The organism is Arachnia propionica (assembly GCF_037055325.1).
Lineage (GTDB): Bacteria > Actinomycetota > Actinomycetes > Propionibacteriales > Propionibacteriaceae > Arachnia.
Genome location: NZ_CP146373.1, coordinates 2755736 through 2768672 on the forward strand (window position 1 = coordinate 2755736; position 12937 = coordinate 2768672).

General features: G+C 62.7%; 15 protein-coding genes and 2 pseudogenes. 5 read left to right on the top strand and 12 right to left on the bottom strand.

All coding sequences use genetic code 11. The features are described 5' to 3' along the window. Positions 1-18: 18 nt before the first annotated feature. From V7R84_RS12770 to V7R84_RS12785, 4 genes are all read right to left on the bottom strand, one after another. Complete coding sequence (locus tag V7R84_RS12770; protein WP_338569655.1) at positions 19-1563, bottom strand: hypothetical protein; 1545 nt, start codon at positions 1561-1563, stop codon at positions 19-21. Between the two features lie 98 nt (positions 1564-1661). Next, positions 1662-2807 (bottom strand): DNA polymerase III subunit delta', encoded by a 1146-nt coding sequence (locus V7R84_RS12775; RefSeq protein WP_338569658.1) that lies wholly within the window; start codon positions 2805-2807, stop codon positions 1662-1664. A gap of 84 nt (positions 2808-2891) precedes the next feature. Beyond that, a complete protein-coding gene (gene tmk / locus V7R84_RS12780; RefSeq protein ID WP_338569660.1) occupies positions 2892-3521 on the bottom strand; it encodes a dTMP kinase in 630 nt (209 codons plus the stop codon). Further along, positions 3518-4840 carry a hypothetical protein gene (locus V7R84_RS12785; RefSeq protein ID WP_338569662.1) on the bottom strand — a complete coding sequence of 441 codons (1323 nt, stop codon included), beginning with the start codon at positions 4838-4840 and terminating at the stop codon, positions 3518-3520. The genes tmk and V7R84_RS12785 overlap by 4 nt, the downstream gene beginning before the upstream one ends. Positions 4841-5276: 436 nt before the next feature. On the opposite strand from V7R84_RS12785, the gene V7R84_RS12790 reads away from it, so the two are divergent. After that, positions 5277-5618 carry a transposase family protein gene (locus V7R84_RS12790; protein WP_412728123.1) on the top strand — a complete coding sequence of 114 codons (342 nt, stop codon included), beginning with the start codon at positions 5277-5279 and terminating at the stop codon, positions 5616-5618. Continuing rightward, positions 5584-5799 (top strand): transposase family protein, encoded by a 216-nt coding sequence (locus V7R84_RS12795; protein ID WP_338569663.1) that lies wholly within the window; start codon positions 5584-5586, stop codon positions 5797-5799. The genes V7R84_RS12790 and V7R84_RS12795 overlap by 35 nt, the downstream gene beginning before the upstream one ends. A gap of 72 nt (positions 5800-5871) precedes the next feature. Here V7R84_RS12795 and V7R84_RS12800 read toward each other — a convergent pair. The 4 genes and pseudogenes from V7R84_RS12800 to V7R84_RS12815 form a co-directional block, all read right to left on the bottom strand. Further along, a pseudogene (locus tag V7R84_RS12800) lies at positions 5872-5961 on the bottom strand (hypothetical protein); the annotation flags it as partial. A gap of 43 nt (positions 5962-6004) precedes the next feature. Next, positions 6005-6169 (bottom strand): ABC-ATPase domain-containing protein, encoded by a 165-nt coding sequence (locus V7R84_RS12805; RefSeq protein WP_338569664.1) that lies wholly within the window; start codon positions 6167-6169, stop codon positions 6005-6007. Between the two features lie 35 nt (positions 6170-6204). Continuing rightward, the gene (locus V7R84_RS12810; RefSeq protein WP_338569666.1) at positions 6205-7413 is read right to left on the bottom strand and encodes an MFS transporter; all 1209 of its coding nucleotides are present in this window, start codon (positions 7411-7413) and stop codon (positions 6205-6207) included. Positions 7414-7427: 14 nt separating this feature from the next. Continuing rightward, on the bottom strand, positions 7428-8024 hold the full coding sequence (locus V7R84_RS12815) for a TetR/AcrR family transcriptional regulator (protein ID WP_338569668.1): 597 nt from the start codon (positions 8022-8024) through the stop codon (positions 7428-7430). Positions 8025-8270: 246 nt separating this feature from the next. Between V7R84_RS12815 and V7R84_RS12820 the strand changes: the two genes are divergently transcribed. Beyond that, complete coding sequence (locus tag V7R84_RS12820) at positions 8271-8411, top strand: hypothetical protein (RefSeq protein ID WP_338569671.1); 141 nt, start codon at positions 8271-8273, stop codon at positions 8409-8411. On the opposite strand, the gene V7R84_RS12825 is transcribed toward V7R84_RS12820, so the two are convergent. Further along, positions 8408-8650, bottom strand: coding sequence for a hypothetical protein (locus V7R84_RS12825; protein WP_338569673.1), 243 nt, complete (start codon positions 8648-8650; stop codon positions 8408-8410). The genes V7R84_RS12820 and V7R84_RS12825 overlap by 4 nt on opposite strands. A gap of 5 nt (positions 8651-8655) precedes the next feature. Between V7R84_RS12825 and V7R84_RS12830 the strand changes: the two genes are divergently transcribed. Continuing rightward, positions 8656-8823 carry a hypothetical protein gene (locus tag V7R84_RS12830; protein ID WP_338569675.1) on the top strand — a complete coding sequence of 56 codons (168 nt, stop codon included), beginning with the start codon at positions 8656-8658 and terminating at the stop codon, positions 8821-8823. Between the two features lie 79 nt (positions 8824-8902). Further along, positions 8903-10137: pseudogene (locus V7R84_RS15515) on the top strand (IS3 family transposase). Positions 10138-10332: 195 nt separating this feature from the next. Here V7R84_RS15515 and V7R84_RS12845 read toward each other — a convergent pair. From V7R84_RS12845 to V7R84_RS12855, 3 genes are read right to left on the bottom strand one after another with little or no spacing between them, the layout of a single operon-like run. Continuing rightward, positions 10333-11565, bottom strand: a complete 1233-nt coding sequence (locus tag V7R84_RS12845; RefSeq protein ID WP_338569680.1) for an acyl-CoA thioester hydrolase/BAAT C-terminal domain-containing protein — start codon at positions 11563-11565, stop codon at positions 10333-10335. Positions 11566-11587: 22 nt separating this feature from the next. After that, on the bottom strand, positions 11588-12220 hold the full coding sequence (locus V7R84_RS12850; protein ID WP_338569681.1) for a hypothetical protein: 633 nt from the start codon (positions 12218-12220) through the stop codon (positions 11588-11590). Then, entirely contained in the window at positions 12217-12837 is a 621-nt protein-coding gene (locus V7R84_RS12855) for a CPBP family intramembrane glutamic endopeptidase (RefSeq protein WP_338569683.1), read from the bottom strand. Before V7R84_RS12855 ends, V7R84_RS12850 begins: the two co-directional genes overlap by 4 nt. Positions 12838-12937: the final 100 nt, after the last annotated feature.

The window sequence follows — 12937 nt, forward strand, 5'->3', positions numbered from 1 at the left end:
CTGGATGCGGCCGAACCGCTACTGATCGACGGTTTCCTTCGCCGCCTCGCGGGAATGCCTGAACGCGGCATCAATGCCCCAGCCACCGCCGCCGAGACAGGTCAGCAACAATGCGACGGCCCCCAGCAGGAGGTCACGATCACCGAGGAACCCATCGAGCCCCGGCAGGAAAGGACTGAACGCGCCCCAGCGAATGAACGCCAGGGAGCAGATCGCCATCACCAACAGCAGAACCCCGACGACCCGCTGCAACAGGCCAATCACCAGCAGCAACGCCATGGCGGCCAACAGGAAGCCCCCGATCCACACCACCATTCGGGGTTCCGGAAGATGGGTGCGACCCAAGACCTCGGTGGCGCCGTCGACGTTGGTGAGTCCCTGGTAGGCCAGGACCGTCAGGATCGCAGCGGTGATGAGGCGCAGGAAGAACAACCCGAGGCTGCCCAGCGGACCATCGGTCGTGCGTCGAGGTTTCTGTACGAGCGCCCGCGAGGCATTCTTCGGGGAGGTCTCGACCACCCCGAGCCTTTCGTTGCGGGCTGCGCGTTCTGCTTCCAGCTTCTCCTGGCGGCGACGTTCCTCCTCCTGCTCCGCGACGGGAATGGGTGTGGGAGCCGGGATCGGGGTGGGGACCTCCTGCGGGGGCGTCTGCATCACCGCGGTCGCCTCGGAGTGTGTGTCCGTTTCCTCGGTGGTGTCGGACTCACTGGACGCATCACCGCGGAACAATCCCGGGGACGTCGCCGAGGAAACCTCGTCAGGTTGAGACGCGACGGGTTCGGCGGCTGGCTGGGTGGGTTGCTCCTTCACACGCTCGAAACGCTGGGTGACGGCGGGGTCGGGATACTGCGGAGGAACCTGTTCCGGGCGGGGCCGCGGGGTTTCCACGGACTCCTCGGGAACCTCCCGCACGCTCTCTCCCCCGAGACGCTGCTCCAGCGTCAGTTCCCTCTTCTTCGGAGCAGGTTCCTCCTGTTCCTCGGGCATCTCGAGGGGCCATGCGTCGATGTTCAGCTGGTTCGAAACCGTCCCGGGTTGCTGCGACGTGATGGGTTCCACGCGCTGCGGGAAAGCCTGTTCCGGCTGCGGCACACCCAAGGGTCGCGCGAAGGTCTCCTCGTTCTCGGGGTCAGCGGGTTCCTGCGTCGAGATAAACGATGGAGCCGGCCTCGGATCCGGGTCCCGGGGCTCGGGCATCCTCAGCCCGGAAACCATCGTGGGTTCGTTGGCTTCTTCGTCCTCCGTGGGCGCGGGTGGTGTTGCAGCCTGGAAGGAGATGTCGGGGGCGTGTGATGCGATGGGCTCCGACCTGACAGCCTTCTCCCGCGCCTCAGGGGTCGTGGGTTGCGGCGTCGGTGTGCTGGCGAAATCCTGCGCTCCGGCAGCACGGGTGGCCGGGCGGGGCCTGGGGTTCGGGCTCTCGACGGGTACCGACTGCTCGGCGGCGTGATCGTCCCACTCGGCGGGATCCAAGGCGGTGCCGTACTCGCTCTGCTCATCCTCCCAGTCGGCGCCGCGGGGCGTGCCCTGCCGCACCCAGTCACCTGCGTCACGTGAAGACATGAACCCTCCTGAATCAGTCAACGCTTGAGCCCATGTTCTCACCGCACCCGGCGAGCGCAATTGAGGCGCGCCCGGTTTTGAACCTTCCCCGGCCCTTGTCAGCGATGTGAGGCCCGCCCCAGCCCCAGCAACATCGCTTCGAGGGCCAGCTGGGGCGCCACGTTGCCCTCGAGGGCCTTTCGGGCCTCCAGCAGGGCGTCGAGGGCGCGCACCGTTTGCTCCGGCCTGGTGCGTCTAGCAAAGGCCGTGATCTCCTCGGCGATGTCTGCGTTCACGAACGACACACCAGGGGCGGTCTGGCAGGCGAGAACGTCACGGTAGTAGCCGGTCAGTTCGGTGAGCACCCGGTCCAGGGCGTCGCGCTGGAAACGTTTCGCCCGGGCCTTCTGCTGGTCCTCCAGTTCCTTGATGGCTCCCTGAATCCCACGCGCCTTGACGCGTTTGGTGCCCATTCCCAACGCCGTTTGAAGCTCCGTCATCTCCCGGGCGTCGAGATCTGCGGTGAGCTGCCCGGCCTCCTCGGACGCGGATGCGACGAGGGATTCGGCTGCCGACAGACAATCGGTGAGGGTGTTGAGCCGGGCGGGCAGCGACAAGATCTCGTGACGCCGTTTCCTGGCCTCCTCGTTCAACGCCAAGGCCCGGGCGCGACCGACATGCCCCTGGGCGGCGCGGGCACAGTACTGGGCCATCACCTCGTCCACGCCGTCACGGCGGACCAGCAGTTTCGCCACCTCCTCGATCGGTGGGGTGACCAGCCGCAGCTCCCGGCAACGGGAACGTATGGTGACGATCACATCGTCAGCGCTGGGGGCACACAGCAGCCACACGGTTTTCGGGGCGGGCTCCTCGAGGGCTTTCAGCAGCGCATCAGCGCCGCGTTCGGTGACGCGGTCCGCGTCCTCGATCACGACCACCTGCCAGCGGCGGTTCACGGGTGCGACATTGGCTCTGGAAACCAGCTGTCGCATCTCATCGACGCCGATGCTGAGCTGTTCGGTGCGCAGCAGGGTCACATCCGGATGGGCACCAGACAGCGATGTGCGGCAGTCGTTGCAGCGCCCGCAACCGCCGTCGCGGCACTGCAGGGCGGCTGCGAACGCCCGTGCCGCGTTGGAACGCCCCGACCCGGGCGGTCCGACGAACAACCACGCATGGGTCATGGCGTGTCTGCCACCCGCCACTGCACGTCGCAGCGTCTCAACGGCCCTGTCCTGACCCACGAGTTCGTCCCACACGCTCACGTGCTCATCCTGCCATCCCCCACCGACGAAGAACCCCTTTTCCCATGCTGGTCGAGCCGGACCGCGAGAAACGAACAACCCAGTTCACCCGAGCAGAGCGAGCACCTTCTCCGCGACCTTTTCAGCGATGTTCTCCCGCGACTCGCGGGCGCCCAGCACGAGGTAACGTTCCGGGTCCTCGCCGGCCAGCCGGAGGAAGTGTTCGCGGGCGCGACGGTGGAAGTCAAGGCCTGCGGCCTCCAGACGATCCTGTTGCCGGATATTCGCAACCGCCTCAGCGGGGTCGATGTCGAGCAGCACGGTCAGGTCTGGCCGCAGCCCGCCCGTCGCCCAGCGCGCCACCTGCTCCACCTCGGCGAGATCCAGCACCCGACCCGCCCCCTGGTAAGCGATCATCGAATCGACGTAGCGGTCGCACACCACCACCTTGCCGTATGCCAGGGCGGGGAGGATCACCTCCTCGACGTGCTGGGCCTTGTCAGCGGCATAGACCAGCGCCTCGGTGCGGGCGGTCAACTCCGGGTGGCCGGGGTCCAGCAGAAGTTCGCGCAGCTTCTCGCCGATCGGGGTGCCGCCCGGCTGCCGCGTCACGACGGGTTCGATGCGGCGGTTCCGAAGCCGGGAAACGAGTTCCACCACCTGGGTGGACTTGCCCACCCCGTCGCCGCCTTCGAAGACGACGAACAAACCGGGGGTGGTCGTGGAAGTGCTCATCTGCGCACCTTAGCCAGTAGTTTGCGAACCTTGACGACCTGCTCGGGCCAATCGGCAACGAAACCGGCGCGGGCAGCGAGCACCCGCTGGTGGCATCGTTCCGCTTCCCGGCCTCGTTCGAAGGCCTCCGCCGGGGTGAGGCCCTCCAGATCCGGGGGGTCAACGTCCGCGACGCAGTCCCGCAGGTCGCGGGCAACCTGCGTGATAGTGTTCAGCAGCTTGGTTCCCGGTTTGCCGTGCAGCCGCACCGCCACCAACCCACAGGCGTGGATCTGCTCGGCCGCCGCCAGCGCGGCCTGCCAGTCGGAGTCGGGGGAGTCGGCGGTCAGCGACCGGCAGCGGTCGGCCAGGATGTAGGCCCCCTGCTGGGCGCGTTTCAGCAGCAGCATCGCCGCGGGTTCGGCGGAGACGTCGCCGAGCCGCGGAGCACGCACCGCAGTCACCAGCGGGTCCGTCACGTCGAGGGCCACCTGCCGGGGCGTGGCAGCCTTCTCGACGGCGGATTCCACGGCCTGCCGCCACTCGGGGTCGAGAACGTTCGCCAACCCCCGCACGTGTCCCCGGAACTTCTGGAGGGCATCCGTGATGGCTTCCTCGTCGCGGTACTGCGCCCGGACGAGACCTTGCAGATCGGCGGCGAACAGCCCCGTCACGAACGCCTCCATGGTTGCTCCGCGATTCAGCGGACCGGGGGTCGGGAAGTCGGTGCCACCGGTGGCGGGCGGGCCGAGGCGCTGCTGAAGGCTTGGGAATTCGTCGACGGCGGTCGCGGAGACCGCGTCCAGCGCGGCCAGCACGTGCTCCAGCTGGTGTCTGCCGAGCAGGTCGGTGGGGGTGAGGGTGGCCTCCCGGTAGCGGGCCGTCGCCATACCTCCGCGACGCACCGTGACCCGTTCGTCGCGGATGCTTCCCAGGGGCCCGTCGGGTCCCCGCAGAAGGTATTCGACCCGCTGGCATTCCAGCGCGGCCACCGGTCCGAGCACGGCGCGGCGCACCAACGGTCGAGTGAGGTCGGCGAACTCCTGGGGCAGCTCAGCGGTGGCCCCCATGGGAACGATCCGTTCGGCGGGCAGATGCGGAGCCCATGCGGGTGCGGCGAGGTACCAGTCCCCCAGCCCGCCGAGCACCCGATGCGCCAGCACCACCCCGGCGCGCAGCAACCGGTCGTCGGCGCTGTCCAACACGGTCACATCGATGCCGTGGCTGGCTGCGCGGCGCTCCATCAACCCGGTGATCCCGATGGCATCCGACAACAGGGACGGGGCATCAGCCTGGAAGGGAAGGTCGAAACGCATCACCGCCGGTCGCTCGAAACCCATGGCATCTACCTTCCCACAAGGCCCGAGGAAACCGGAGCGACGCTCGAGGTGACGACCTGGTTGGGCCAGACCCCTTCCCCAGGCTGGTTGATCCGGACCGCAACCCCTTGGGCGAGCAGTCCGTGTCGAGCCCACATGTCGCCTTCTGGAGGTTTTCTTCCGAAACTCCTCCATCCGGAGGGTCCTCCCGGGTAGTGTCAGCATCACCACACCCGGGAGGCAATGATGCACCACCGAACCACAATGACGGTCACCACCTTGATCCTGTGCGCCTGCCTGCTCCTGAGTGGCTGTTCAGCACGTGTCAGGCAGCGAGATCTCATACGCAAGGACCCCATGAGGCTTATTCACAGACAGCGTGGCGGCCAGTAAAACCCCTAGCCAGGGCGCACTTGAGGAAGGCTGTGAATAAGCCTCATCATCGATGGCACCCTTGATGTCCTGCTGGTCATGGTCGAAGCGTCCCGAACTGTACTCAGGCACACACCACACCACAGGAGTGAACCTGCAAGTGGCCTGCACCCTAGCCGGACACCTCGCCTGGATCTGCCCACCCCTGCCGGGTAGCGTGCATGACGCAAAGGCCATCAAGGAATCCGAATTCCTCACAACCCTCAATGGCCAAAGTCATATCGGAGACAAAAAGGCTTATTCACAGACGGCGCGCCAGCCAGAAAAACCCCTAGTCAGCGCACACTTGGGAAGGGCCGTGAATAGACCTCAAAGGCTACATCGGATTGGGAATGAGCACCCCCGCGAAGAAACCCGCCCATGGTGAACCCACCAACACCGACAGGAGAAACAACACGACCATCAACCGTGTCCGCTACCTCATCGAATGTGTCATCGCGAACCTCAAAACATGGCGTGTTCTCCACACCGATTACCGCCGCCCCTACAACACCTTCGAAACCACAATACAAGCCGTCACCGGACTCATCTTCGCCTACACCCCATGAATAAGCTTCATCGATTCGTGCTTCGATGCGGTCTGAGGCGATGACACTGGTACGTTCGAGGATTTCCTGGCCTGGCTGGCCGATGCTGACCAATCCACTATTACCAGTTCCGGAGGGTTTTGGTATTACGCGGTGGGCAATCTCGGAGAACCGGCGCGTCAGAAAGTCGGCGACCGCTCACCGTCCGATCACATCATTGGTCAGGTCAAGCAGGTAGCCTCGCCGTATCAGGGTCGAGGATAACTCGCATACGTGATGGTGGAACGTAGGGATCGACCTGAACGTGGCCAATAGCTAGTTGAATGCTACCGAGCTGGTAGGTGCCTGTGAGCTGTCTGTACGAGGCGCACCCCCGCTCATCGATGCCCATCGATTTGAGCGAGGGTACGCTCGAGAGCCCTGCGATTAGGCACGACCATCCTCGTTAACAGCAACGTTCTGGAGGCCGGGAAGCCTAGTGAGAGCTACGCCGCCAAGTATTGAAAGCACGACAGCAGCAATTACCATAGCGGCGGTAAAGCCGGTCTGTTGGACACCAAACCCGGTCATTAGCGGCCCAACAGCCAAGCCTGCTGCGTACGCGAGGTTATAAAGCGCGAATGAACCGCCAAGCGTCGGAGGGGTCGATCGAAATCCTTGTTCGCTTATGAGCGTGGTGGCCGGGGCGAGCAGCATCGCCGACGAAAGTCCTAGAATGCCCATGCCAACACCGACCTGCCAGATGCTGGTCGACCAGCCGAGAACAAGCAGTGCGGCAACGACAGCCACGATACCGATGCCGATAAGCACTCGAGGCGATGCTGAGGCGACGAATCTGCCCACGATTGGGTTCGCGATGATACTCACGAGCGCGGCGACGCCGAAGAGCACGCCGATCGTAGTGCTCGTCGCCTGTGCTCCCAGGTGGCCAGGAAGTACTGGTTGCACCGCAGCGAGGACCGCGGCCCCGATCGCGATCGCGGCAACGATGGAGGCAGATCCCGGTACCCGAAGCACGGTGAAGGGCCCAGCTGTGTCATCGGTTTGTCGGGGCGACCCTGGAATGAAGGCTACTAGCAGGATGAGATCAACGATGGCGACGACCGTTGCCACCAAGAATGGCGAGGCCGGCCCAAACGCGTCAACGAGGAAACCAGCCAACGGCGGACCGACAAGTACACCTAGAGTCACGGTGGACATTGCGATACCCATCATCTGACCACGTTTATCAAAACCTGTTGTGGCTGCAATGAGCGACAAGGCCGCGACCCATGCGACACCGCCAGCGATCCCCTGGACGAAGCGGGCGACCAAGAGGAGCCAATAGGGCCCGCCGGCGGCAAACAGTAGGGTCGCAATCGCTAGAACGATCAGACCAGTCACAAGCGGACCCTTCGGACCGCGGCGATCGACGAGGCGTCCAGCGAAGAGCGTGGCAACCACCATGGCTACCGCATACGAAGCGAAGAGGATACCGGTTGCGGCTGCACCTTGTTCGACGACTGCGGGTAACAGTGGAAGCACCGGGATGGCAAGTCCCTGGAGGAGCATATCGGTGAAGAGAATGGCTCCAGCCACGGCGGTGGCGCGGGCCGGAGTTGCACTCGCCGCGCGAGGGGTGGGGGTAGTAGTCATCGTGAAGTGTGTCCTTAGATGTCGAGCAATCCCCTCACCAGCGCCGCGATAGCGGCATCAAGTTTGTCGGGTTGCGGAATGTCTTGCGGCCGAGTCACCGCAGTTACGGTGAACCCTTGAAGAAACGCGAGCACGAGGCTAGCGATTTCACCCGTTGCGGGGAGATCGCTGTCTCTCTCGGACTTGGAAATGAAGCCTTCGATGCGGTTGCGCCATTCGTCGAGGGCGCTGTTATGTTCGGAATACTCGAGGGCTTGCGGAGCAACGAGGACTGTCGTTGATACCAAGGAGCGGAATCGCGCGTCGCCGGCGAGGAGTCGAGTGAACTCAGTCAACAGTGCCTTCAAAGCATCGTAGGCCGATGTTCCTGCCGCCTCGTTGTCTTGAACAAACAAGCGTTGCCCATAATCCCGCCAACCCCAATCAAGCGCCTCGGTCAGCAGGGCCTGCTTGTCGCGAAAATGGTGGTTCAACGCACCGCGTGTGACGCCTGCACGCTCCGCGACATACTCAAATGTTGCCCCCCTCCACCCCTTCTCCTCGAAGGACTTCAGCGCTGCTTCCAGCAGCGCAACGCGGGTTTTTGCCGCGTCTTCAGCAGTTCGTCTCATACATACAAACTAGCACGTATCTTAATGGAGGTCAACAGCTCGAGTTGACTCTTCTCAAACCTTCGCCCAGACAGCTTCACTGCCTCACGCGATTTCCCCGACTACCGGGTTCATTGCCCCATGCGGGCCCCCGGCTAGACATGACCGAGCATGGAGTTAACAATCAACCAACGGCAGACCGCGACAAAAAGGCGTTGACGTAACCGCAGTACTGATCGGACGAGCAAAACCCGCACCTTAGACGAGTTGGATGATCTGACCGGCTGGCACCATGACCACACCCGCACGGCACTGCATGAGGCACTGGCCATCAAACCGACCCAGCCCCGCCAGCCTCGACCCCAGGTCAACGGTGATGAGCTACTGCCTACCCTGGTCCAGTACTAGGTATCGCTGCGGGCCCCAACTAACAAGATCCTGACCCCCTCCATACCCGCGCTAGTGCCGTCGCTGCGAACCGAGGGCGAGATCACCGTAACCGATACCAAACCGAGCTGCTCACCCACGACGGCGGCCTCGCGACGGGCAAGTACTACTTGCACGTTGACCATGACCGACATCGCCACCGGCTGAACCATCAACCAGTCGGTGCCCAACCGGGCCCGCAAGTGGGCCGTAGAAACCATCGGCCATGCCACCGGGCAGTACCCCGTTCCCGGTCAAGGGTATCGACTCCGACAACGGCAGCGAGTTCATCAACCACCACCTGCTCCACTACTGCGAAACCCACAAGATCACCTTCACCCGCGGCCGTTCGGACAAGAAGAACGACGGCTGCTACGTCGAGCAGAAGAACTAGGCACGCGTGAGAGACCTAGACGGCTACTACCGCTACAACTGAACCGTCCTGGGTTTGGTTCCGATCTAGTTGAAGGAGAATTGGAACATGCCTAAGAAGTAACAGTCCAGAGTTGCGTGAGTGCGCGGTCCGATTGGTTCTAGAACGTCAAGCGGTCGAGGGAGGTCCGCGTTCGCGTTCGATCCGGGTCATCGCCCCGCAGGTCGGCGTTGGCGAGGAGACCTTGCGGTTGTAGTGCAACCGATACGGCCCCGAGGCAGAACCAAGGCCTGTGGCCGAGTCCTTGGAGGAACAGAACAAGCGCCTCAAGCGCGAGCTTGCCGAAGCCCGCCGCGCCAATGAGATCCTCAAGGCTGCGTCGGCTATTTTCGCCAGACAACTCGACCGCCCCACGACGAGATGATCCGGTTCATCGACGAACACCGTGACCGTTTCGGGATCGAGGCCATCTGCCGTACTCTGCGTGCGACCACGTGTGGGTTCATCACCTCCCGCGCCTATCGGGCCACCAAGACCCGCCCCGCCTCGGTGCGGGCCCTACGAGACGAGGTCCTGCTACCTGAGATCAAACGGATCCACCAGGAGAACTACAGCGTCTACAGGGTACGGAAGATGCACCACGCGATGCTGCGTTCCGGCTGGCAGATCGGTCGTGACCAGCTCGCCCGCCTGATGAGGATCGCCGGCCTCCAGGGCGTACGCCGCGACCGGAAACCACGTACCACACACCCTGCCGAACACCCCGATACCCGCCTCGATCTCGTCGAACGCCAGTTCACCGCCGAACGCCCGAACCAGCTGTGGGTTGCCGACATCACCTACGTGCGTGTCCTGACGGGATTGTGTTACGTCGCGTTCATCACCGACGTCTGCACCCGCCACATCGTGGGCTGGGCCGTCTCGGCAAGCCTGCACACCACAGGACTACCACTGCTGGCTCTCGAGCACGCCCTGCTGAGCACAAGCACCAGCCGCGGCCATGAAGGCCTGATCCACCACAGCAACAAAAGCTCCCAGTACGTCAGCCTGGCATACTCGGAGGCACTCACCACCGCAGGAGTAACAGCCTCCGTGGGCACCGTGGGCGACTCCTACGACAACGCCCTAGCCGAAACCGTCAACGGGCTCTACAAGACCGAACTCATCCATTCCAAACACCTGTAGGAGCCCATCGAGGCCGTCGAACTGGCCACAATGGAGTGGGTCCACTGCTGGAACACAGCCCGCCTGCACGAAGCCCTGGACTACCACACCCCCACGGAAGTCGAAGTCGCCTACACTCACCACCAGGACCCAACACCCGTTGCACCCTAACCCCAGAAAAACTCAGGACGCTTCACCCTCTTCGCGATAGCCGCCCGGTCCCGTAACGTCAACACACGCCGCACCAACAACCCCTCCCTGACAAGCACTGGTGCTACGGCCCTTTGACACCACCCTCGGGGCTCTTTCTCGGTATGCCGCACTGCGGTTTTCCTCTTCTTTGCGCGTGAGTGTCGGTACATCTGGTTAGACCTGCAAGAACTCACGGATGTAGGACCAGATCGCAGTCTGGGCGAGACCGTTAATGCGAGCGGAGCTGTCGACATTATTAGCAGGTACCCCGGCAACAAACATGGCGTGACCACGACCCGGTACGATTTGGTGCTCAACCTGGGCGCCTGTCTCGGCCTGCTGTATCGCCGCAATGATTTCCTTCCCCATCAGCGACGCCGGCCAGAGCGTGTCGCTTTCCTGTGAGATAAGGAGCGTGCGCGCTTTGATGCGCTCAACAGGCAGCCGCGCAGCCGTGTTGGGGGGAGCTTCCTGGACGGCTCTATCGTGGAACTTTTGTAGCAGTGTCTTGTCCAGAGTTTCATAGAACTCGTCGTCGGCGTCGAAGTGCAAGAACGGCAGAGGCTCACCGTGGAACGTCCAGGAAGAACGTGCCGGCGGCTTCCCGTTTTCCCGCACAGACTCCCACGTGTAGAGGGTGGGCGATAATGCGATAAGTTCATTGACACTCGAATCATGACTTGCCCACGCGAGCGCAAACTCGGCTCCTTTGGACATGCCGATCACACTCGTCCCTTTGGGGTCAATCCCTGACTCATTGTGCAAGCGTCTAGCGGCGTCCTGTGCGTATTCAAGCGGGATGTGCTCGATGGCCTTAGGGAGCCCATACTCTGCCCGCCAATCGAAGTAAGGTAATGCGAGCGCTGGCCTTCCTCGTGATGCGATGAGTGCTGCAATCTGGTTGCACCAGTCGAATCCTCCCCAAGCACCTGGAAGGACGATGACGGCGCGGCTGTTACGTATATGAGTAGGCTTGTAGAGATTCGCTGTGGTCGTATTGGTACGCCATTCGTGTCGAATAACGTCCGCGGTTGTGAAAGTTCGCACGAACTCGGTTGATGCGAGTGGGGCTCCTGTCGCGGGATCGCGCACGTTGATCAGAATGGTGAGTGGGTGCAGCGTGAACGAGATCTGATTCGTCCATCGGGCTGGTTCGTCAGGAGTGAGCTGATGAACAAGACCATGGGGGTCGTACCCGAGGCCGTCATCGGCTTGTGAGGCCTGAGTGAGATCGATGCGGCCTGAGCTATCCGCGTGCACTTCGAGCGTACGAGACCATCGCCGTTGTTCGTGATCATTCGTCGAAATCTCCACCGACAACGGCTGGTTGGGTGCGGCCCCTTGAAGGATAGCGGTGATGGGCTCGTCAACAAGGCCGTGAGGGGCGTGCGGGGCAAAGTTTACCATAACAGAGGATTTTCTTTGACTTCTATAGGCGTTTTAGGACGAGGTATATAGTGGCAGCAGCGGTCACCACGGCGGGCAGGCTGCCGTTCATGACAAAGACGAGAGCATGCACCAACCCGATGAGGGCGTTTTGAAACACGGCGAAGAGCGAGTGAAACCATGGTGCTCTCGGCGATATCACGAGAAATATTCCAAGTGCGATGCTGACCCCGACACCTAGCAGCGGGTGGATGGGTGTCAGGCCGGTTTGAACTGCGCGCAGAAGAAGCTCCTGCCCCGTGACCACTACGAGGGCCAACAGAGTGCCGAGTTCGCCCTGCTGAAAGCGGCGCTGAGCGATGGTGAATGGGAGCGATGCTCCCTGGTAGGCGGCCCAGACCCATCCCGCAGTCCTCCTGGGGATCCGCGTTCCTCCCCAGCAGCGTGAGGCGGAAATCGTGCGGCCGAGCCATAGATACCCGTTGAGGAAAATCGTTGCCTCTGCGAGACCAAGACACAGACCGGTAAGGACGGCTTCCGGCACAGAGACAGTCGACTGAGGCCAACCTACCGTAATTGACAGCGCAAGCCCGCCGATGAGGCCAACGCAGGCCACCGCGTATGCTCGCCCGGATTCCCAGAGTAGCTGGCGACCGGACGTGTCTACGGTGGTCATCCGACCTCCTTCTGCGTTTCAACTGCCCGCATCCAACGCTGGTTCTGTGCCCACGAAAAGACGTTGATCACCAGATGGCCCACAATGGCAGGAAGCAGCGACCCAGTGAGCAGTGTGGCCCCTGTCAGCACGATGGCATATGTTGTCTTGAGGATAATCTGGTGCGTGCCGAAAGCATCATGTGATAGTCCGAAAAGCACCGCGGACACAACCAACAGCGAGATCGAAGTTGCCGGCACCCCAATCCTGAGCGCCGCAAAGCTGACAATACCTCGATAGAGAATCTCCTCAAGGATCGCAACGAGACAGAGCTCCGGCAACGCCCATGGACGGGCGATGGCCAACTTCTGCGGACTAGACCATTGGCAATAAATCTGGGCGATTCCGCCGGCTCTGGCAACCGGCGGATCGGTGTGTAGGCGCTCGTCAACGCTATTCGCCTTCCTCGCCGGTCGAGTCATTGGGTGCACGTACCGTGTCAGAGAGCACTCAGCTAGGACGAAGAGCCCTCCGAGCCCTAAGCCGATCAGCGCATGGACAGCGACAGAGATGAACTCGTCGGGCACTAGGCGAATCGTGGCTCCAGCAACGATGCCTCCGAGGGCGATGGGCGTCATCGTGACAATGAAGACTACGCCGGGCCGCACCAGCCGCCCTCGGCTGACGCACCAAGCGAGAACGTGCGCGCTTAGCGGTCGACCTGCCAAAGCAAGGGCT

Coding starts and splice junctions, on each gene's coding strand:
- V7R84_RS12810 (WP_338569666.1), bottom strand. CDS start 7,413: ATGACTACTACCCCCACCCCTCGCGCGGCGAGTGCAACTCCGGCCCGC.
- V7R84_RS12805 (WP_338569664.1), bottom strand. CDS start 6,169: ATGGGCATCGATGAGCGGGGGTGCGCCTCGTACAGACAGCTCACAGGC.
- V7R84_RS12825 (WP_338569673.1), bottom strand. CDS start 8,650: ATGGTTTCTACGGCCCACTTGCGGGCCCGGTTGGGCACCGACTGGTTG.
- V7R84_RS12790 (WP_412728123.1), top strand. CDS start 5,277: ATGTCCTGCTGGTCATGGTCGAAGCGTCCCGAACTGTACTCAGGCACA.
- V7R84_RS12845 (WP_338569680.1), bottom strand. CDS start 11,565: ATGGTAAACTTTGCCCCGCACGCCCCTCACGGCCTTGTTGACGAGCCC.
- V7R84_RS12830 (WP_338569675.1), top strand. CDS start 8,656: ATGCCACCGGGCAGTACCCCGTTCCCGGTCAAGGGTATCGACTCCGAC.
- V7R84_RS12795 (WP_338569663.1), top strand. CDS start 5,584: ATGAGCACCCCCGCGAAGAAACCCGCCCATGGTGAACCCACCAACACC.
- tmk (WP_338569660.1), bottom strand. CDS start 3,521: ATGAGCACTTCCACGACCACCCCCGGTTTGTTCGTCGTCTTCGAAGGC.
- V7R84_RS12770 (WP_338569655.1), bottom strand. CDS start 1,563: ATGTCTTCACGTGACGCAGGTGACTGGGTGCGGCAGGGCACGCCCCGC.
- V7R84_RS12785 (WP_338569662.1), bottom strand. CDS start 4,840: ATGGGTTTCGAGCGACCGGCGGTGATGCGTTTCGACCTTCCCTTCCAG.
- V7R84_RS12855 (WP_338569683.1), bottom strand. CDS start 12,837: ATGACGCCCATCGCCCTCGGAGGCATCGTTGCTGGAGCCACGATTCGC.
- V7R84_RS12850 (WP_338569681.1), bottom strand. CDS start 12,220: ATGACCACCGTAGACACGTCCGGTCGCCAGCTACTCTGGGAATCCGGG.
- V7R84_RS12815 (WP_338569668.1), bottom strand. CDS start 8,024: ATGAGACGAACTGCTGAAGACGCGGCAAAAACCCGCGTTGCGCTGCTG.